This window comes from Archangium sp. (assembly GCF_057119385.1).
The window spans coordinates 1-20,267 of the sequence record NZ_DBNGVP010000068.1; the positions used below are offsets into that span (position 1 = coordinate 1).

A 20,267-nucleotide genomic window follows, 5' to 3' on the forward strand; every position below is an offset into this window, starting at 1 on the left:
GGCCCGAGTACAACCGCCTCTACGCCCACCCCTTCACCTGGTCCTGGACTCGCGCCAAGATGCACTCGTGGGTGGACCGGCACCTGTCCTGACTATGTTGAAAAACTTGTCGGACAGTCCACTAGGCCAGCAGAAGCAGGTTCTTTCAGGCGCCTTCCGGCCGCGGGGCCATCCAACGGGTCCGACCATCGGACCCGTTGCTCCCCCTCGCGGCCGGAGCCGCCGGCTACCGGCCCGGACCTGCCGGCTCGATGGCGAAGATGAGCGTCACCCTCGCCGTCACCGTCTGCTCCTCCGGCTGGATGGGCGTCGTCACGTCCGCCGCGCCTCCCGCTCGCGCCATCTCCAGGCGCGCCACCGCGGGGAAGGGATGCGGCGGCTCGGAGACCGTGCTCGCGTCCAACACCGGCCCCAGCTTCACCCCCAGCGCCGTGGCCAGCACCTGCGCGGATTGCCTCGCCCGCTCCACCGCGTTGCGCAATGCATCCCCCTGCACCACCTCCGGCTTGCTCAGCCCGAAGCGCACCGAGTCCACCCGGTTCGCCCCCGCCCCCAACGCCGTGTCCAGCAGCGTCCCCACCCGCGACAGCTCGCGCACGTGCACCTCCACCAGGTTGCTCACCCGGTAGCCCCTCAGCTTCGGCGCCTCCTCCGGCCTCGGCTGCGGCTGGTACTCCGGGAACACCGAGAAGTTGCGCGTCTCGATCTCCTTGCGCGGAATGCCCGCCTGCACCAGCGCGGCGATGACCTTGTCCATCTTCCGCGCGTTCTCCTCCGCCGCCGCCTTCGCCGTGGGCGCCAGCGTCTCCATCGCCACGTCGATGAAGGCCTCGTCCGGCGCCACCTTCACCTCGCCCACCCCCTCCACCCGGAGGGTGCGCTCCAACGGGCTCACCTGCGGCGCGGGCGGGGGCTGGGGGACGACCCGGGGCTGGGCCTGCGCTCCCAGGGTCAGGGTGCCACCCATCAACAGGACGAGCAGCGGGGCTGTACGCATCACCGGCATCGTGGGCCTCCTCCCGAGGCGGGCTCCGCCTCAAGGTGTGTCCGTGGCAAGGCGCTGGCTCGCACGGACGGAACAGTGGGTTGAATGCTCGCACGGAGGGTAACAGGCGGGGTTCGACCCGAGGCACGAGATACCCTCACCCCGTCCCTCTCCCGGGGGGAGAGGGGAGGACTCGCGAGAGGGAGTTGGGTGGAATCCTCTCGCTCTCCTGGAACCCTCGCTCCCTTCTCGCGGAGCGGTATTCTCGCGCCTGCTTGCCCCGGCTCGCGTGTTCGCGGCCTCGGCCCTGGGGATCTCCATGCGGATACTGCTGTTCCTGGTCGCGCTGCTCTCGGGCGGTTACGCCGGTTACCTCTCCACCGTCGCCAAAACCTCCTACTCGTCCTTCTCGCCCGCCCAGCTCGATCAGATCGAGGCCGAGCAGATGCGGCAGCTCGACAGGACCTCGGGCGACGAGCGCGACAACCACCTCGTCTCCCTCTCCCTCCTCCGCGACGAGCGCACCCGTGTCTCCCGTCTCCCGGTGGCCGGCGGCGTCGCGGGGCTCTCCCTCCTCGGCGCGCTCGTCCTCACGCTCGTGGGCGCGCTCCGCAAGGGCTCGGAGCAGGAGGAGGAGTCGTCTGGCGCTCCGTCCGAGTCCGGTGGCTCCCGGCAGATGGATCGCAACCGGGCCGCGGCGCTCCTCGGCGTGCGCCCCGATGCCCCCCGCGCCGTCATCGAGGCCGCCCTCCAGGCCCAGCTCGCCGAGAAGGATCCCTCGCAGCTCGGCGGGCACGACCCCAGCCTCCGTCAGAAAATCCACCAACAGCGCGAGGAGCTCCAGGCCGCCGCCCATGTGTTGCTGGACCGACGCGAGCTCGCCTTCACACCCGATGGAACCCAGGGCTGAGCCCCATCCGGCGGCCGCCGCTGTCCACCTTCCATCGAACCAGATGTCCCCCGGTCCGTTGCTCCGGGGATGGACGCTGTCCATCCTCCCGACGGCCTCGCCGGATTCTTTCAACCACCCGGTGAGGCCCTGATGTCAGGGGGAACCACACCGTGGCCCAAGACAGCCTCAGCCTGCGCGTCCAGCGCATCTCGCCCGAAGCCGAAGGCATCCTCTCCTACGAGCTCGTCCCCGCGGACGGGGGCGCGCTGCCTCCCTTCGAGGCCGGCTCCCACCTGGATGTCCACGTCCCCGGCGGCTTCCCGCGCCAGTACTCGCTCTGCAACGACCCCGCCGAGACGCACCGCTACCTCATCGCCGTGCAGCGTGACGCCAACGGCCGCGGCGGCTCCCGGGCCATGCACGAGCGCGTCCGCGTGGGCGACGTGCTCACCACGAGCCTCCCCCGCTGTGACTTCCCCCTGCTCCACGCGCGCGGCTACGTGCTCGTGGCCGGTGGCATCGGCATCACCCCGATGCTCTCCATGGCGCACCAGCTCCAGCGGCAGGGCACGCCCTGGCACCTGCACTACTGCACGCGCTCGCCCGAGCGCACCGCCTTCCGCGCGCTGCTCGCCTCACCGGCCTTCGCCGGCCGCGTCACCTTCCACCATGACGGGGGAGACCCGGCCCGCGGGCTCGACGTGAAGGCCCTGCTCGCCACGCGCACCGGCGGCACCCGCGTCTACTGCTGCGGCCCCGCGCCCCTCATGCGCGCCGTGCGCGACGCCACCGTGCTCCACGCCTGGCCCCGCGAGAAGGTCCACTTCGAGGCCTTCTCCGCCGAGGCCACCGGCGCCATCAGCGGCAGCGCCGACACCGGGCTCCAGGCCGTCATCCGCGGCACCGGCGCCACCTCCCCCGTTCCTCCCGGGTAGACGGTGCTCGACCTGTAGAGCGCCTCAGGCCGCCTGGCCCGGCCCTCCGCCGCGGGACCTGGCCACCCAGTCCCGCACCTGCTCGCGCAGTTGCTGCGGATCGAACGGCTTGTCCACCCGCGCGTTCTGCACCGTCTCCATGAAGGAGCGCGCCGCGGGCGTGAAGGCTCCACCCGTGACGAACACCATGCGCTGCGCCACCTCCGGTGCCGACGTCACCAGGTCCGCGTGCAGCTCCATGCCCGTCAGGTCCGGCATCATCAGGTCGCAGAGCACCACGTCCACCTCCGCGCCCTTCGGACCCTTGAGCAGCTCCAGCGCCTGACGCGAGCTCGTCACGACCTCGACGTCGTGCTCACGTGCCAGCGTCCGGCGCAGCGCCGAGCTCACCATCACATCGTCATCGACAATCATTACCCGGCCGCGCACGCGCGCACCCTCCTGCTCTTGTTGCATCGGACGCACTCCCTGGAACTGCCCCACGGGCGCCGCCGCGGCCCGTAGTGTCACACGAACCACGGTCCCCTTGCCCGCCTCGCTCTCCACGGCGATCTCCCCCCCCATGGCCGTGATGAATCGGTGACACAGGGCCAGCCCCAATCCCGTACCCACACCCACGGGCTTTGTGGTGAAGAAGGGGTCGAAGATGCGACCTATCACCTCCGGGGGAATTCCACACCCGGTGTCGCGCACCTCGGCCACCACCCGCTCGCCCTGCACCCGCGTCACCAGGCGCACCTCGTGGCTCGCCGCCTGGCCCTCGGGCAGCGCCTGGGCCGAGTTGATGATGAGGTTGAGGAAGACCTGGGCCAGGCGGGACTCGTTGCCGTCCACCCACGCGGAGTCGCCGTACTCCTTCACCAGCCGGGCCCGGGGCGCCAGCTCGTTGCCGGCCAGCTTCGCCGCCGAGTCCAACACCGCGTGCAGGTCCACCGGCCCGCGCACTTCCTCGTCGCCCCGGGAGAACGTCTTCAGGTCCTGGACGATGCGCCGCACCCGGTCCGCGCCGTGCCGGGCCTCGTTCAGCGCCCGCTCCATGTCCTCCAGCCGCCTGCGGCCCGGGGCATTCAACGGCACGTCCTTCTTGAGCGCCGCCGTCTCCGAGCTGACGTGGTCCAGGTTGGAGACGATATAGGCCAGCGGGTTGTTGATTTCATGGCCCACGCCCGCGGCCAGCGTGCCCACCGCCACCATCTTCCCCGCATGCACCAGCTGGGCCTGGGCCTGGCGCAGGGCGCGCAGGTTCTCGTCCAGCTCGCGGTTGGCCCGGGCCAGCTCGCGCGTGCGCTCCTCCACGCGCGCCTCCAGCCAGCGCTCGCGGCGCTTGAGCCGGCCCACCCGCCACACGTACGCGCCCACGGCCAGCGCGCCCACGCCCAGCGTGCCCAGCGCGTAGAACCACAGCGTCTCGTGGAAGCGTGGAATGACGGTCAGCGCCACCACCGGGCCCGGGTCCGTCCACACCGCGTCCCGGTTGGCCGCCGTCACCATGAAGCGGTAGTCACCCGGAGGCAGGTGCGTGTACGAGACGGAGCGCCGGTCCTCGGCGTCCACCCAGTCCGGGTCCTGTCCCTCCAGCCGGTAGCGCAGCGGCGGCCGCGTGGAGTCCCCCAGCGACAGCGCGGTGAAGCGGAACTCCACGTCGCGCTGCCCCGGCTCCAGCACCAGCCTGCCGGCGAGCGGCACCGGCCGGCCCTGCACCCGTATCTCCTCCAGGCGCGGCTGGGCCAACGGCCGGTGCACCACCAGCTTCGCCGGGTCCACCGACACCAGGCCCCGCAGCGTGGGGAACCACAGCTTCCCGTCGCGCGCGCGCCAGCCCGAGGGGAACATGCCCCCGCTGCACTCGGCGCTGCGCATGCCGTCGCGCCGGTCGAAGAGCAGCGGCCGCACCGTGGTGCGCTGGCCGTTGGCCACCTCCTCCAACTGGTACCGCGGCACGCGGGAGATGCCCCGGTTGCAGCTGATCCACAGGGAGCCCTCGGCGTCCTCGAGGATGCGGAAGACGGCATCGTCCACCAGGCCCTGCGCGGTGGTGAAGCGGGTGAAACGGCCCCCGCGCACCAGCGTGAGGCCCGTGCTCGAGCCCACCCACACGCCGCCGCGCGGGTCCGCGTACACGTCCACCACGCGGTTGCCGGCCAGCCCGTCCGCCGTCGTGTAGTGGGCGAAGGTGCCGCCGGCGGGCAGCCGGTACAGCCCTCCGAAGGAGCCGAACCAGAGCGTGCCCTCGGCGTCCTCGGCGATGGAGACGACGGGCTGCTCCGGGCCGCCCTGCTCCGGGCCGTAGGACGTGAAGGTGCCCTCGTGCAGCCGGCTCAGGCCCGAGAGCGTGCCGAACCACACGTCCCCGCGCGAGTCGGCGAAGAGCGAGAAGAGCACCTCGTCCGGCAGCCCCTGCTCGCGGCCCACCCGCGTGAAGCTCCGGCCGTCGTAGCGGTAGGCGCCCGCGGAGGTGCCCACCCACAGCGTGCCGTCCCGGCCCTCGGCGAGCGCGCGCAGGTTGCCCGCGGGCAGCCCCTCCGCCGGGCCGAAGCGGGTGAGCTCCCCGTCCTTCAGGCGCGTCAGCCCCCCCGCGTGAGCGCCCACCCACAGCGCGCCCTCCCGGTCCTCCAGCACCACCGAGACCAGGTCATCGCCCAGGCCCTCGGGCTGGCCGAAGGGGACGAAGGGCGCGTCGCGCAGCCGGTTGAGCCCGCCCGACGTCGTGCCCACCCAGAGCGCGCCCTCCCGGTCCTCCAGCAGCGACAGCACGCCCGTGCCGGACAGGCCCTCGCGCGGCCCGAGCACCGCCAGGGTGCCTTCCTCCGACAGGCGCACCAGTCCACCCTCCTGGGTGCCCACCCACAGGTTGCCGTCCCGGTCCTCGGCGAGCGCCCGCACCTTGTCGTCCGGCAGCCCGTCGCGTGTGGTGAGGAGCCGGACACGCTCGCCCTGCACGCGCACCAGGCCCGACTCGGTGCCCACCCACAGCGTGCCGTCATGGGCCTCCAGCAGCGCGAGCACCCTCGTCCGGTCCACCGCTCCCGGCAGATGCACCGGCTCCAGCTTCTCCCCGGACAGGCGCGCCAGTCCCCGCTCCGTGCCCACCCACAGGACACCCGCGTGGTCCCTCAGCAGCGCGAGCACCTTCACCGAGGGCAGCCCCGCCTCGGTCCCGTAGCGCCGCGCCCGCCCCTCGCGCACGTGGAAGAGGCCGTCGTGGGTGCCCACCCACATGCCGCCGTCCGTGCCGGGCGTGAGCGCGTCCACCTCCACCTCGCCCGGCCCTTCCTTCAGGGCCACGCGGTGGAAGCGTCCCTCGCGGTAGGAGACGAGCCCCCGCGCCGTGCCCACCCACAGCGTGCCGGCCGCGTCCTCGGCGAGCGCTTCGATGTACTCGTCATGCAGCTCGGGCGTGTTGCGCTGGTCGTAGACGGTGAAGTGCACGCCGTCGAAGCGGACCAGGCCCTCCCAGGTGGCCACCCACAGGTACCCGTCGCGCGTCTGGGCGAGCGCGTACACGGAGTTCTGCGGCAGCCCCTCCACGTCCTTCCAGGCGTCGTGGCTGTATTGGGTGACACGGCGTGCCGGATCGAGCGCGAGCGCGGGAGCGCCCATGCCCATCACCATCGCCAGGGCCAGCATCCGCGGGCCGCACTTGCCGTATCGCCACAACATTCCCGGTAACTTGTGCCATGCCGGACAGCCCTGGAGCAAACCCGACCCCCAGGACAGCTCCGGAAAAGGCCGAGGAGCCGGGCGAGGGACTGCCCCGATGGGTCCTCCCGCGGGAGGGAGGTGCTATAGGGTCGCCCCTCCCCCCGCGATGAACTCCCCGAGTCCCCGGGCCACGCCCGACCCCCTCCCCGAGCCGCCGCTCCCCCCGCCCCCCTTCGAGGAGCCCCGCCGGCGCCGGCCCCGGGCGGACGGGCCGCGGCGGCTGAGCCTGGTGGCGGTGGTGGCGCTGGTGGCCTTCGAGTTCACCGTGCGGGGCAAGGATGCCCCCTGGCGCGAGGCGGTGGCCGCGAGCCTGGCCGGGGCGGTGGTGGCCACCTTCGCCGGAGAGCTGCTGCGCGACGCGTGGGCCTTCCGCCTGCGCCTGTGGCGCCACCGGTGGCCGGATCTGCTCTTCGCCGTGCCGGCGGTGTTCTCGCTGGGAGCGGCGGGGCCCCGGGGAGCGGCGACCCTGCTGTCCCTGCGCCTGCTCGCCCGGGAGCTGATCGACCTGGTGGCCTGGCGCCCGGCCCGTCCCTTCCTCCAGGCGCTGCTGCGCCGCCCGCTGCCGCTGCTGTGCCTGTCCTTCCTGCTCACCATCGCCGGGGGCACGCTGGCGCTGATGTTCCCCGCGGCCACGCGCGACGGGCAGGGCGCGCCCTTCCTGGTGGCCCTCTTCACCGCCACCAGCGCCTCGTGCGTGACGGGGCTGTCCGTGGTGGACCCCGGCAGCTACTTCAGCGCCTTCGGCCACTGGGTGATTCTGGGCCTCATCCAGGTGGGGGGCCTGGGCCTCATGACGCTCACCACCACGCTGGCCCTGGCCTTCCGCAGCCAGCTGTCGGCGCGCACGCGGGGGGCCATGCAGGAGATCCTCGAGGAGGAGACGGTCCAGGGCTTCCAGGGGCTGCTCTACTCCATGTCGCTCATCACCGTGACGCTGGAGGTGCTGGGGGCGCTGGCGCTCTACCCGTCCCTGGGTTTCGCCCCGGACGGGCGGGTGCTGTCCACCTCCGAGCGGGCCTTCTCGGCGCTGTTCCACTCGGTGAGCGCCTTCTGCAACGCGGGCTTCGGCCTGTACCCGGACAACTTCGTGCGCTTCGCGGGCAACCCCGGCGTCAACCTCACCGTCATGGCGCTCATCACCCTGGGCGGCCTGGGCTTCCCCGTCGTCACCTCGCTGCTGGACTGGGAGCTGTGGCGCGAGCGGGGCGTGCGCCGGGGCTGGCGCTTCCTCCCGGTGCACACGCGCGTGGTGCTGCTCACCAGCGCGGCGCTCGCGGTGGGCGGGGCGCTGGCGTGGCTGGTGCTGGAGTGGAACCACTCGCTGGCGGGGCTGCCCTGGGGCGAGCGGCTGTGGGCGAGCTTCTTCCAGAGCGTCTCGCTGCGCACGGCGGGCTTCAACACGGTGGACCTGTCGAAGCTGGGCACGCCCATGCTGCTGTTGAGCCTGGTGCTGATGTTCATCGGCGGCTCGCCGGGAGGCACGGCGGGCGGCGTGAAGACGACGACGGTGGCGGTGCTGGCGTTCACCTTCCGCGCGCTGCTGCACAACCGCTCCGAGGTGGACATCATGGGCCGCAGCGTGCCGCCGGCCACGGTGTACCGGGCGTGCGCGGTGGCGCTCATCTCCTTCGGGCTGCTCTTCGTGCTGGCCTTCCTGCTGTTCGCCGCCGAGCCGGACCTGCCCTTCCGGGACGTGCTCTTCGAGGCGGTGAGCGCCTTTGGCACGGTGGGGGTGACGACGGGGGTGACGCCGCAACTGTCGAGCGCGGGCCGGCTGGTGGTGTGCGCGTTGATGTTCGTGGGGCGGTTGGGCCCCTTCACCCTGGCGCTCGCGGTGGGCCTGTCCAAGGCGCGGGCGAGCTACAGCTATCCCTCGACGAAGATCGTCGTGGGCTGAGGAGCGAGGATGCGCACGTACGTGGTGGTGGGCCTGGGACAGTTCGGCGAGCACGTGGCCCGGCGCCTCACCGAGGCGGGGGGCGAGGTGCTGGCGGTGGACCTCTCGCTGGAGCGGGTGGAGGCCATCAAGGACGTGGTGGTGCAGGCGGTGAGGGCGGACTGCACGTCGGAGGAGGCGATGAAGGCGCTCGGGGTGGGGAAGGCGGAGACGGCGGTCATCGCGCTGGGCGAGGAGGACTTCGAGGCGGCGGTGCTGGGGACGTCGGTGCTCAAGGGGCTGGGGGTGAGGACGGTGGTGGCGCGCTCCTCCAACCGGCAGCGGGGGAAGATACTGGCGCTCGCGGGGGCCACGCGGGTGGTGTACCCGGAGGCGGAGATGGGGGATCAGCTGGCGCGGCTGCTGCTGCACACGAGCATGCAGTCGAGCACGGAGCTGCCCAACGGCTACGCGCTGGCCGAGCTGAAGGTGCCCGAGCACGCGGCGGGCAAGAGCCTGCAGGAGTTGAGGCTGAGGCAGACGCACGGGCTCAATGTCATCGCCATCCAGCACCGGGGCGTGGTGAACGAGCCGATTCCCGAGGCCATGCTCGGCGCGGGGGATGTGCTGCTGGTGGCCGGCCGGGGCGAGCGTGTGGCCGCGCTCGCGCGGCTGTGGGATCCGGGGCGGTAGCGAGGCCTGCTCGAGCGCCCCGCCGTCACGGACCACGAGCCGGAAGGCCGCGGAGAACCGCTACCGCGTCGTCGAAGACCTTGGCGAGGACGGGCTCCGCCGGACGGTGAGCCTCGAGAAGCTCGGTGTCCTCGGGCTTCCCCACGTATTGGAGCAGGACGGCGGCGCGCAGGGAGTCATCGTGAAGGGCGAAGGCTTCCACGCGCCTCCGGGCGACTTCCCGCAGCTCGGCGCGGCTTTCCGGTGGGAGCAGGGGAATCAAGTGCTCCCGGTGCCGCAGGAGCAGGATGAACAGGCGTTCGCAATAGTAGGAGGTCTCTCGATTCACCGCCCCACCGAGCAGCGCATGAGCGGTGGAGATGAAGGCGAGGACGGCCGGGACGAGCGGCTCTGGCACCTCCTCTTCGAGCACCGTGAGAACCTCCGTCTTGCGCTCCACGGACACCGAGCTGTCCAAGGCCCAGGACTGGAGCTCCCCTGGAGACTTCTCGAGAAGCACGAGCAGGCCGCCAAGAGAGTTCATCTCCGAAAGAGCCAACTTCTCCAGACCGCGCCGGACAACGGGGAGCAGCTCGGGGTGGCGTTTGTGCCAGAGGGCACGCGCGAGCGTGTTCACATCTCCCAGGTCCGGCTTGCCGGTGGCCAGCCGTTCGAGCCTGCGAACCAGACTCGCCCGCGCGCTCGTTTCCTCGAGTTCGCCCAGCACCCGGGTGATGGCCTCCGCGACGGAGTCCCCGTCACGGTCCCCGCGAGCTTCCTCGCGTACCAGTTGCTGCTCCAGGCGTCTGGCGCTGGCGGCGCCACCCAGCTCGGCCAGTCCGAGGACCGCGGCCTGCCGCACGAGGCCCTCTTCTGCATCCAACATGGACTCCAGCAGGGCTCGAGCCTTCCGTGGGCCGGGTTGCCGGACCAGGGCGCGGGCTCGCGCCTCCTCGCCGAATCTGCACGCCGCGACCAGCTCTTCCCGCCACTGCTTCACGTCCCACTCTCGCGCCATGGCTCGTCACCTCCTCTCGTCTACGGATAGCTCACCCCTGAGGGGACATGCCGTCTCACCAGGGTCCCATCGAGCATGTACAACTCATGGATGGCTCCCGGGTCCGCTCGGACCATGGAGTCAAACGCCTCCAGTTCCCGCTTCAGATCGCGCGAGTTGGAAACATAGTTGGTGTTGTGCCGCACGCCATCCGGCCGCACGGAGGATGCATCCGGCCTGCGGAACTTGATGCCACGCACGGGATTCGGGTCATCCAGTGGCTGTTGCTGGGCATCCACCTGCTGCTTGTTCTTCCGCAAGCCGGTATGCCCCGCGGCCTCCCGCGTGGCCAGTTCGCCCTCGATGGCCTCGTTGTGAGGCGGGTTCTTCCGGGTATGCGGCGGACCGTAGCGGGTGGATGGTCCGGAAGCACCACCAGGAGAGCCGGAGCTCGTCGAGCACAAGGCAAGGCCAGAGCAGGCCGCGGTCCCAGCGTTCACACCGGAAACGATGAGGGTGCCGTCCGCCATCACCTGGGCGGAGGAGGCGGACTGCTGCAAGAGAACGAGCCCCTCGGACGTCACCGGCGGCAGCAGCCGCCAGATTCCGCCCTCGGGTACCTGGGGAATGAAGCGAGCCAGACCCAGGGTACCCACCGTGACCAGGACGCGGAGATAGGTGCCCCCCATGGCCCTGCCGAAGCGAGCGGAGGCATCCTCGAGCGCTTCGGGTGTCGAGGCGGCTTCCACTTCCCGGTAGAGGCGCAGGCAGGCCAGTGCCACCTGACCGAGCTCCACGAGACCCACGACCAGGGACAGGCGCAGGGTGAGGGTTGCGGCGAAGGCCTTCGAGAAGAACGGCTCGGGCGCCAGCCAGGCGGAGAAGTAGAGGACGATGGACAGGCAGACGCTGATGACGAAAGCGGGAGAGGTGAAGAGGGCGACAGCGGCCTCGCGGATGCCATCGGCCATGTAGCGAGTGGAGAGCTGTAGCGCGAGGAAGAGGCGGCTGGCGGCGAGGGACTCAGGCAGTGGCAGCAGCGGAGGGCCGAAGCGCGACAGAAACTCCTGACGCAGGCGTGACTCCCACGGGGGCACGAGGCCTGGGGAAGCGCGGTCCACTCCTGGTACCTCCAGGAGACGCAGCCGAGGGCCATCTCGAGGCGCGAGGGGCGCGAGGGCATCGAGCAAAGGGCGCACCTCCTCCAGGCGCAGCACCTCCAGCGCCGGGTTGGGCAACCGAGGGGGAAGGAGGAGTTGCCAGCGGTCCTCGGGCAACTCGCGAATGCCCAGGGGCAGCGGTGGCACGAGAGTGGAGCCCGGCGCGAAAGGCTGCTCCTGCTGGGGAGACACAGGCGCAAGGCGCCGCGGAGTCTCGTCAGCGCGCTCGCCTTGCTGCGCGCCATGGACGACACCCCGCGGAGTGACGCACGAGACGCACAGCAGAACGAGGCCCAGGGCCAGGGACAGGCACTGCAGCGTGTGCGCTCTCTTCATGGCTCGAGAGCATGCACCAGCCTCTTCAGCCCGGCACGGCTGGCGCGCCGCTGCTCGGCCTCACGAAACGAACTGGGACCAGAAGCGGATCGGCCGGGCCTGCGCTGGCGGCGGGCCTCCCGGGAGGTTCATCCAGCCCCCCTCCGTTATCGAACCCCGTGAGTGCCCGCTCACCCGCGCTTCCACCGGTCGCGTGCGGCCCACATCGCCTCGCACGCGGCCACCGCGCCCACCTGAAGGTGCACGTCCACCACCCGCGACAGCTGCGTCTGCCCCGGGTTGATCTCCACCGTGGGCCGCTGGCGCGCCACCGCCTCCACCACCGGCGCCGTGATGTACGGGAACAGGCTCGACGTCCCGATCGAGAACACCACGTCGAAGCCCCGGGCGAACTCCCGCTCCATCACCGCCACCTTCTCCGGCGGCAGCAGCTCCTCGAAGAGCACCACCTCGGGGCGCACCACCGAGCCACACCGCGGACAGGACGGCCGGGGCGCCAGGTGCGCGTAGTCCGCCACCCGCTCCTCGAAATCACACCGCGTGCAGCGCAGCTCGTGGATGTCCCCGTGGATGTCGATGACGTTCTTCGACCCCGCCGCCTTGTGGAAGCCATCCACGTTCTGCGTGAGCACCCAGCAGCGCTCGAAGCAGCCCTCCATCCGCGCCAGCACCTCGTGGGCCCGGTTGAACCTGGCCCCACGGCACGCCCGTTCAATCTCGTGCAGGTGCCTCCACGTCAGCTCGGGCCGGCGCCGGAACATGCTCCCCGAGAGCGCCACCTCGATGGGCACGCCCCCCTCCGTCGTCTTCCCGTCGTAGAGCCCGCCAATCCCCCGGTACGTGGGGATGCCCGACTCCGCCGAGATCCCCGCCCCCGTGACGAACAGCACACTCCGGGCCCGGGACAGGTGCTCGATGACTCGCTCGAGGGCTTCTTCCATGGAGTGGAGCGTCGCAGCCCCGGTGCACCCTCGCAACCACGGGGGCAACCCGGGACCCGAGATACCCTCACCCCGGGGGGCGTGCCTCCCCTTTGAACGACGGGGGGCTCCTCTCCCGGGGGGAGAGGGGTTCTCGGCGACATGGGGTGGAGGGAAACGCGTTACTGCTGGGCCTTGGAGAAGATGCGCCGCAGCAGCGCCTCGCCCTCCGAGCGCGGCGGCGCCGCCGACACGAACGCCGGCAACCCATGGCTCTCGGAGCGGACCGCCTGCCCCGGGCTCCCCGCTCGCGACAAGCCCAGGCTCACCGCGTCCTGCTCGGTCATCGACTGCTGTCCTGGCTGGCGGAACATGGGAGAACCCCCTCGAAGGAACGCCGCACCTGACGCAGTATCCCCGCCCGGTCTGACATGTCCGGTCAGCTGACCCCGCACGTGGCTCAGTCCCGGTTGACTTCGCAGTAGGCGAAGTGGATGGCGTTGGTGTCCCTCGGCACCACCAGGTGCTGCACCTTGGACACGAAGCAGGCGCTCGAGTCCGGATCCACCGTGTAGTTGGGCCGGCGGCAGTCCAGCATGCTCCCGTTCTTCGTCGCCGGGTCCAGCAGGAAGTACCCGCCGCACCAGGGCGGCACCACCGTGTCCCCGTCGCTCACCACCGAGGCGTAGTGCACCGGGCCCAGGAAGGTGGCCCCGGGCGTCTCGTCGTTGGAGCCATCGCCCTCGGGCGCCACCCCGTTGAGCTTGCGCAGGAAGGCGCTGTTGGCGCAGTCCTCCGGGTTCACCCCCCCGCAGCCGGTGACGAGCCCGCAGTTGGTGATGCCGTTGTGCGGCGAGGACATCACCACCAGGTCATCCACCCCCCGGTTCGCCAGGAAGCGCGCGTAGTAGCGCGCCGTCACCGTCCCCTGCGAGTGCGCCACCAGGTCCACCGCCGGGCACGCGCCATTCACGCACGGCACCTTCTTGTCGATGAAGGACGCCAGGCACTTCGCGTAGCTCTCGTTGACGTAGCTGGCCGCGTACCCCGGCAGCACCGCGCAGTAGTCCTTCGCGCCGCAGTCACGCGCCGCGTCGAAACGGAACAGGTTGACGCCCTCCGTGTAGCCCCGCGCGCTCCAGCTGGACACCAGCGTGTCCCAACGCGTCGCGTCGTCGTTGCGGCCGTGCACCAGGATGACCGGGTGCTTCGGCGAGACGGTGGCGCACGACGTGGCGCACTGCGCCTTCGCCTCCACCGCCACCAGACACGACATACCCGCGACAAATGCCAGGAAACCCTTCATGGAAATTCCTCCCTCCGGTGAAGCGAGGGACCCCGCGAGCGCTCGAAAGAGCACGGGGAAAACGAGACACCCCCGCCAGGGCCGTCCCCCCCCCAACCAGGGGAGCGCGGTGGCGCTTCACCCACCGTTGCAGCCCCCTTCCACCCGACCACAGCTTGCCAGCGGACACTTGAAAGGAGTCCAAGTCATGAAGTCCATCATCCGTTTGGGGTTGTGTGGGGCGGCGCTGTGGGGCGGCGCGGCCCTGGCAGGCGATGAGTGGAAGGAGCCGGGCTACGGCGGCTCGGGCATCGAGCACGAGAAGTCGGTCATGAAGACCGAGGAGCGCGGCGCCGACAAGGGCCTCTACGTGCTCCTGGGTGGCGGCGCCGAGGGCTACACCGGCGAGCTCGCCTCCGATTTGAACGCGGGCTTCGCCTACGGTGCCACCGTCGGCTTCAAGCCCACCCGCGGCCTGGGCTTCGAGCTGGGCTACAACGGCGGCCTGTCCGACATCGACACGTTCGGGCCGGGCGGCGCGGCGAACGGCGCGGACATCATCCGCAACGGCGGCCAGGCGGCCGTCACCGTCGGCCTCGTCCCGACGAAGCTCCAGCCCTACCTGCTGGGCGGCATCGGCATCGAGAACCACAACGTGCGCGGCATCGCCCCGGTCGCCGGCTTCCAGGACGACACCAGCGGGTACGTGCCGGCCGGCGTGGGCCTGCGCTACAACATCGGCTCGCTGCTCACCGCCGACGCCCGCGTGAGCTACAACATCCCGTTCTCCCAGGACTTCGCCCCCGTCGACAACAACATCGGCAACGGGCGCTACCAGGCCCTGCTGCAGCTGGGCGGTACCTACTAGGCGGACGTGAGCCTCACCACGTGAACCTCACCACGTGAGCCTCACCTGGACCGGGAAGACCCCGGGGGCCCTCGAGCCCCCGGGCCTTCTCGTTCTTGCTTCCGGACTCAGGGGAAGCGCGCCACGAAGGCGCCCAGCTTCGCCCCCGCCGCGCGCGTCGCCGGGTCCAACGGCTTCGCGCCGGCCGCGGGCAGTTGCATCACCAGCTCCAACAGCGCCGGCTTCATCTCCTCCCAGGCGGCGTGGGCCTCGGCCTCGCTCCCGAAGAAGCGGCTGTGCACCAGCCAGCCCGCCACCCCACACGTCACCGCGTAGAAGGAGCGCGCGGGCTCCTCCTCCAGCGTGAGGCGCAACCCCGCCGGGTGCTCCTCGTCCCGGACGATGATGCCCCCTTCCGCCCCGCCCAACCCCAGCGTGCGCCCCTCCTCCACCGGCCTCCAGCTCTGCTCGTCGCTCATCGCCTCACGTGTCTCCCGCGCTCGGGCTCCACCCTCCTCCACCCGGGGCCTCCCCGGCAACACCCCGCCGCCCGCCCGCACGCCGCATTTTCCTTCCATCAACCCCGGCTGATGACCCGCACGGAGCGTATGGATTCCGGCGCTCCATACCGGGAATTGCCAGGAAGACCCCTCGGAATCCACACAAGCAAACGACCGGAATGAAGACGTGGGGCATTTGTATGAGGGGCGCCTCCCAGGCCGCCTGCACACCAGGCGTTCACCTTCTTCCCCAAGAGGAGTCCCACCGCCATGAATCGCATCACCATCGCCGTCCTGTTGCTGTCCGCCGCCACCGGGTGCGGCACGAGCCGTAGCGCGACCGGGAGCGCGCGCGAGGGCAATGGCACCGTGACGGGCATCATCACGCTGGCCGACGAGGTGGGCCCGAAGACGGGAGACTTCTGCGCGGGCCTGGACGTGCGGGTGACGCCCACGGGCGCGCCCCAGGAGGTGCTCGGCGACCGCATGGTGCGCGTGAGCCGCGGGCGCTGCAGCTATCAGGTCGCCAACCTGCCCGCCGGGAGCGAGCCGCTGGCGTTCTCCGTGAAGCCGCCGCCGGCCTGGCAGTGCGCCAATGGCGCCACGCCCACCGTCACCCCGGAGCCGCGGGAGCTGACGCTGCGGGACTACCAGACGGAGACGCGCGACTTCCGCGTGAGCTGCACGGCGCCGTCGGCCGGGACGTCCACGGCCACGCCGTGAGGTAGCCGCGTTCCACCCGGGCCCCGGTGCGCGCCGCGTGCCGGGGCCCGGCCGCTACCGGCGGGAGTCCTCGCCCAGGTGGCACTTCTTGTACTTCACGCCACTGCCGCACCAGCACGGCTCGTTGCGCCCGGGACGGGGGACGCGCCGGGCGGGCGGCGGAGGCAGCAGGTCGCCGCGGGAGAGGATGCTCTTGAACAGCTCGTTCAGCCGGCGACGCGAGCGCAGGGCCCGTTCCACCTTGTCGAGCTGTGCCGCGTCGAGCGTCCCGCCGAGCTGCTTGATGGCGTGCCGCAGCTCGATGATGTTCTGGTTGGCGAACAGGTCCACCGAGTCCTCGTCCACCTCGTGGGCCGCGAGCACGCGCTTCAGGGGCTCGATGGCACGCGGGTCGCCATAGACGGAGAGGTTGATGGCCGCGGCGGCGGGGTCCTCCTCGAGCTGCGCGAGGAGGGCCGTGGAGATGCGCTCGTCCTGGACGCCACAGCGGGACAGCACGGAGAGCAACCCGAAGCGCTCATCCGCGGTCCTCGCGTGGGCCAGGGACTCCAGGGCGGCGGGAGCCACCGCGGGCCCGAGCTCCTCCAGGGCGAAGAGGAGCGCGTCGTAGAGCACCTCGCCCGGCGCGCTGTGCGGGAGCCGCCGTACCATGGCCGAGATGGCCTCGGGCCCCTTGAGCTGCGCCAGCAGCTTCACCGCGTGGATGGGCGCGTAGCCTTCTCCGGGTGCCGTGACGTAGGACAAGGGTTCGTCGAGCAACAGCTCCACCAGGGGCTCCACCGCCTCGGCGCCGCGCGCGAGGATGTCCGCCCGCAGGGACTCGGGGAGCGTCTCCGTGTGCTCCAGGAGCTGGCGCACCAGGGCGCGGGTCTCCGTGTCACCCATGAGGCCAACCTCCCCGGAGGAAGCGGTGGACCTCCTCCACCAACAGGGGATCATTCGCCGCCGCGAGCTGCTCGGGCAGGGCGGAGAGCAGCCCCCAGGCCCGCTCCCACCACTCCGCCCACTCATCGTCCTCCACCAGCCCGAGCCGGAGCAGGTACTCGCCCCACGGACGCAGCGCGAGCGCCGTGGCGGCGTGCACGTGTGGATGCAGGGCGCGCTCCTGGCCCAGACCGCGCACCCAGTGCTCCAGGTCGGTGAGCACGGGCAGGAGCAGGTGCATGGGGCGCTCCACCACGCCGCCGTGGCCCAGGGGACCGGGCAGCAGGTGGAAGAGCTCCGGGTAGAGCAGCTGCGTACGGCCCCACGGCCAGCCCTGCCGCACCCGCAGCTCCGTCTCGAAGGTCATCACCAGCGCGCGTTGCTCGTCGAAGAACGCCTCCGGCGGCAGGCCGAGCAGTGCGTGGCCCTCGCGGCGGACCCAGGGCTTCCGGCCGGTGCGCAGCTCCAGCCCCTGGGCCACCCAGTGCGGCACCGCCCGGTCGAAGAGCGAGAGCTGCTCGTTCAACCGCTCCAGCGACAGGCCCGGCTCCTCGCGCAGCCCCGCGTCCATGCAGGTGAGCACCGCGCGCGTCACATAGTCCACGCGCGTCCACTCGGCGAGCGTCTCGTCCTCGCGCACCTGGGGCCACGCTTCCACGAGGCCCGCGCGCGCCTCGTGGAGCCGGCCCCGGTAGAGACACCACTCGGCCAGAGGCGACACCAGGGCCGCATCCCCCGTCCGCCTCGCCAGCGACACGAGCGCCGCCTTCACGTCCCGCCCTGGCAGCCGCAGCGCCAGCTCCACGCGCCAGGTGCGCACCGCCGGCTCGGCCTCGTACACGCGCGGGGCTCGTGCCTTCCAGGCGTCCAGGAGTGCCTCGAGCTCCGCGTACCGGCCCGATTGATTCAGGGCCTCCTCGACGTGGCTGCCCACCTCGAAGGCGTCCTCCTCGTCGAAGCCCGGGTGGCCGGCCGCCTCGCGCGCCAGCACCAGCTTCTCGTCCACGGAGGCCGCATGCAGGCGCTCGTAGAAGGTCAGCGGCAGCCCTTCCTCGAGCTGTTGATCCCGCAGTGCCTCGTCTTCAGGCCGTTCGTTCCCCATGCCCGGGCAGTGTAGACATGACCGCAAAAGTTGGCACGAAAATACGACCTGGAATGTCAGGTGCGAAGCGGGAGCCCGGGGCAAGAAGGGTGCCTCGGACTTCGGGCCCGGAAGGTTCGCGGTGAACTCCGAGGAGCAGGGGGTACTTACGTCCTCAAACCCTGTGTCGGGTAGCATGCAGTGAAGCAACAGAGGAGGCACGTCGTGCTCTCACCAGAGCTGTTCCAGGGAAACGTAGCGGCGCACCTACACTACGCAGCCAGCCTGCCAGCGGCGGAGGCCCTGAGCATCCTTCGCGGGCGGCTGAACGATGGCTCCTGGAAGGCGGAGGCAAAGCTCTGGATCCAGGTCGCATGCGGACTCGACGAGCGCACACAAAAGCAGGGAACGTCTGTCTCGCTCATCGCCGAGTGCGCCCACCATCTCCTCGGTGAAGAGCTCAGCGTCGAGCTCCACGACTTCCTCCCCCGAGTCTTCGAGGAACTCATCAAAGCTCCTGCGACCGCAGCTGCGACGGGCCCCGTTGTAGCTCGGATGGTGGAGTGGCTCATTGGAAACGCCAGGGCAGGAAACGCGGCCCTGGTCGCCGACATCCTGGACACCGCAACACGTCAGCTCTCCATGTCGGCGGACATGCTGAAGCATCTCCAGAATCTTCAAACAGATCGACAGACTGTCGAAATCTTCCAGGCCTTCGGTGCCTTGGTTGCTGCGGAGAAGCAGGAGACGGCGTCCGCGCCTTCCGGCGAGAGTACCCGCTCGGCCCTCTTCGACGAAAAGACCCGGCGCTCCGAATTGCTGCGCTTCTTCAGACCGCTCGCGCGCTGGCTGCTGGAAAAAGGCGCTGCGGAGCTTCGCCGGGCCGAGCGTGTGGATCTGCTCGTCACGATGCTGGAGTGCCTCGCCGATGGGACGACCGCGGAGCTTCAACTGCTGCTGCGCACCATCTCCTTTCAACCCCAAAAACAAGGAGGATTCTGGCGCAACCACGTGGCCCTCTTCTGGCGTAGCGCGGAGCGGATGCTCGTGGCAGGAGGGAGTAGTTGGACGCTTCTCTGCGAGCTGGTGGCGAGCATGTACCGCGGCAACTGGTTTGCCGAGGATTGCGTCCATCCGCTCACCCACACGGAAGCGCTGCCCCTCGCGCGCGACGCCATTCTTCGAGGCCTTTTCGCCGGCCACTTCGACAGTCTGAAAGACCGATTCCCCTCTGTCGCATGGGGCACCGTCTTCAGTCGTCCTCCCGAGAACCCCGAGGCGATCAGGTTCTCTCATGGCAGCACCCTCGAGCGGGCACGCACCGTATTGAGTCAGCTGGCTGCCCAGAAGGATCCACCGGAAGCCCTGGCATCCTGGGCGCACGTCCTGACTTGCGAGTGGATCCAGGTCCATGGGCTCCGGACGGAGCTCCTCACGCCTTTGCAGCAGTTGGCGGAGTCTCCCGGCATGGGGAGTGCCGTCGCCACGGCATTCCAGAAGCTCCTCGCCGACGCCGTCCAGACCCCTGAGGTCCAACTCGCGCGCCGCATCCTCGAGGATTCTCCCGAGGCGACAAGCGCAGTCCGTGCGGTGCTCTGCCTGGATCTTCATAAGCGGCCCGCAGCCACACCTTCGGCCACCGATAACCGCCTTGGCCTGCTCCTGGAAGAGTTCCAGCGGATCATCCACCTCCCTTGGAGCGAACCGGTCTTCGGCCTCGATCTCGGACGGCTGCTCAGCAACATCCAGGAAGTACGATTCACCGCTCTGGAGGGGGAAGACCTCGTGCAGAAGCAGGAAAGGCGACTCGCCCTCCATGAGCCGCCCTACCGGCAGATGGCTGAAACCATCCAGGAGGAAGAGGAGTTCCTGGCGAACGCCACACTCTACTTCCTGCACGAACTGGTTCATCTGGAGCAGGGAATCGGAGCCAAAGCCTTCGTGGACCGGCTGAGAGAGACGGGGGGCGAGTCCACGCTGATGCACCTCGATCTCTCCGCTGACCATGCCGCAGCCAGACTTGCCCATCAGGCCGTCCCTCGATGGACCCTCACCTGGCTCAAGGATCTTCAGGGCCGCTCCCTGCTCGGCTACCCGGTTGGACGTGGTCACACCGCAGCCTCACGTGACCGCAAGGCGTCCCGGCTCATCTCCCTGCGCCTCGATTATCTGGTACGCGCCGCATCCACTGCTCCCACGTGGAATGAGAAGATCCGCGACGGTTATGTCTTCACCGAGCTCAACCCTGGAGGCGGCGCGATGTTGCTATTCGTCAGCGGCCCACCCGTCTCCCTGGTCGCCAGCACCAGTCTCCATGCCGGGCAAACAGCACACCTGACCTCGGCCATGGATGAGCGCGAGGACACGACAGCCAGGATCGATGAAATCGATTACCTGCTCCGCAGCAGTTTCAGGTTGAACTGAAGGAGCCC

At 70.3% G+C, this 20,267-nt stretch carries 17 protein-coding genes; 7 read left to right on the plus strand and 10 right to left on the minus strand.

Annotated features, from left to right (window positions below; translation table 11 throughout):
• Positions 1-226: 226 nt before the first annotated feature.
• Positions 227-1,006 (minus strand): SIMPL domain-containing protein, encoded by a 780-nt coding sequence (locus AC16DP_RS15760; protein WP_329735006.1) that lies wholly within the window; start codon positions 1,004-1,006, stop codon positions 227-229.
• A 298-nt stretch (positions 1,007-1,304) separates the two neighbouring features.
• Between AC16DP_RS15760 and AC16DP_RS15765 the strand changes: the two genes are divergently transcribed.
• A complete protein-coding gene (locus AC16DP_RS15765; RefSeq protein WP_329735007.1) occupies positions 1,305-1,895 on the plus strand; it encodes a hypothetical protein in 591 nt (196 codons plus the stop codon).
• 152 nt (positions 1,896-2,047) lie between these two features.
• A complete protein-coding gene (locus AC16DP_RS15770) occupies positions 2,048-2,812 on the plus strand; it encodes a ferredoxin reductase (RefSeq protein WP_329735008.1) in 765 nt (254 codons plus the stop codon).
• Between the two features lie 24 nt (positions 2,813-2,836).
• On the opposite strand, the gene AC16DP_RS15775 is transcribed toward AC16DP_RS15770, so the two are convergent.
• Positions 2,837-6,472 carry a two-component regulator propeller domain-containing protein gene (locus AC16DP_RS15775; protein ID WP_329735009.1) on the minus strand — a complete coding sequence of 1,212 codons (3,636 nt, stop codon included), beginning with the start codon at positions 6,470-6,472 and terminating at the stop codon, positions 2,837-2,839.
• Positions 6,473-6,620: 148 nt separating this feature from the next.
• Between AC16DP_RS15775 and AC16DP_RS15780 the strand changes: the two genes are divergently transcribed.
• Together AC16DP_RS15780 and AC16DP_RS15785 are read left to right on the plus strand one after the other, a co-directional pair.
• Positions 6,621-8,411 carry a TrkH family potassium uptake protein gene (locus AC16DP_RS15780; RefSeq protein WP_329735010.1) on the plus strand — a complete coding sequence of 597 codons (1,791 nt, stop codon included), beginning with the start codon at positions 6,621-6,623 and terminating at the stop codon, positions 8,409-8,411.
• A gap of 9 nt (positions 8,412-8,420) precedes the next feature.
• Positions 8,421-9,083 carry a potassium channel family protein gene (locus AC16DP_RS15785; protein ID WP_329735011.1) on the plus strand — a complete coding sequence of 221 codons (663 nt, stop codon included), beginning with the start codon at positions 8,421-8,423 and terminating at the stop codon, positions 9,081-9,083.
• Positions 9,084-9,108: 25 nt separating this feature from the next.
• On the opposite strand, the gene AC16DP_RS15790 is transcribed toward AC16DP_RS15785, so the two are convergent.
• The 5 genes from AC16DP_RS15790 to AC16DP_RS15810 form a co-directional block, all read right to left on the minus strand.
• A complete protein-coding gene (locus AC16DP_RS15790; RefSeq protein ID WP_329735012.1) occupies positions 9,109-10,080 on the minus strand; it encodes a hypothetical protein in 972 nt (323 codons plus the stop codon).
• Positions 10,081-10,100: 20 nt separating this feature from the next.
• Positions 10,101-11,555, minus strand: coding sequence for a hypothetical protein (locus AC16DP_RS15795; protein ID WP_329735013.1), 1,455 nt, complete (start codon positions 11,553-11,555; stop codon positions 10,101-10,103).
• Positions 11,556-11,725: 170 nt separating this feature from the next.
• On the minus strand, positions 11,726-12,496 hold the full coding sequence (locus AC16DP_RS15800) for an SIR2 family NAD-dependent protein deacylase (RefSeq protein WP_329735014.1): 771 nt from the start codon (positions 12,494-12,496) through the stop codon (positions 11,726-11,728).
• Positions 12,497-12,657: 161 nt separating this feature from the next.
• Complete coding sequence (locus AC16DP_RS15805) at positions 12,658-12,849, minus strand: hypothetical protein (protein ID WP_329735015.1); 192 nt, start codon at positions 12,847-12,849, stop codon at positions 12,658-12,660.
• Positions 12,850-12,935: 86 nt separating this feature from the next.
• A complete protein-coding gene (locus tag AC16DP_RS15810; RefSeq protein WP_329735016.1) occupies positions 12,936-13,781 on the minus strand; it encodes a hypothetical protein in 846 nt (281 codons plus the stop codon).
• Between the two features lie 187 nt (positions 13,782-13,968).
• On the opposite strand from AC16DP_RS15810, the gene AC16DP_RS15815 reads away from it, so the two are divergent.
• Positions 13,969-14,628, plus strand: a complete 660-nt coding sequence (locus AC16DP_RS15815) for a hypothetical protein (RefSeq protein WP_329735017.1) — start codon at positions 13,969-13,971, stop codon at positions 14,626-14,628.
• Between the two features lie 107 nt (positions 14,629-14,735).
• Here AC16DP_RS15815 and AC16DP_RS15820 read toward each other — a convergent pair whose 3' ends face one another.
• Positions 14,736-15,086, minus strand: a complete 351-nt coding sequence (locus AC16DP_RS15820; protein WP_329735018.1) for a hypothetical protein — start codon at positions 15,084-15,086, stop codon at positions 14,736-14,738.
• Positions 15,087-15,377: 291 nt separating this feature from the next.
• On the opposite strand from AC16DP_RS15820, the gene AC16DP_RS15825 reads away from it, so the two are divergent.
• On the plus strand, positions 15,378-15,830 hold the full coding sequence (locus tag AC16DP_RS15825; protein WP_329735019.1) for a hypothetical protein: 453 nt from the start codon (positions 15,378-15,380) through the stop codon (positions 15,828-15,830).
• 54 nt (positions 15,831-15,884) lie between these two features.
• Here AC16DP_RS15825 and AC16DP_RS15830 read toward each other — a convergent pair whose 3' ends face one another.
• Both AC16DP_RS15830 and AC16DP_RS15835 read right to left on the minus strand, forming a co-directional pair.
• Positions 15,885-16,715 (minus strand): SEC-C domain-containing protein, encoded by an 831-nt coding sequence (locus tag AC16DP_RS15830; protein ID WP_329735020.1) that lies wholly within the window; start codon positions 16,713-16,715, stop codon positions 15,885-15,887.
• On the minus strand, positions 16,708-17,856 hold the full coding sequence (locus AC16DP_RS15835) for a hypothetical protein (protein ID WP_329735021.1): 1,149 nt from the start codon (positions 17,854-17,856) through the stop codon (positions 16,708-16,710). Before AC16DP_RS15835 ends, AC16DP_RS15830 begins: the two co-directional genes overlap by 8 nt.
• A 204-nt stretch (positions 17,857-18,060) precedes the next feature.
• Here AC16DP_RS15835 and AC16DP_RS15840 point away from each other — a divergent pair, with 204 nt between their 5' ends.
• Positions 18,061-20,259 (plus strand): hypothetical protein, encoded by a 2,199-nt coding sequence (locus tag AC16DP_RS15840; RefSeq protein ID WP_329735022.1) that lies wholly within the window; start codon positions 18,061-18,063, stop codon positions 20,257-20,259.
• Positions 20,260-20,267: the final 8 nt, after the last annotated feature.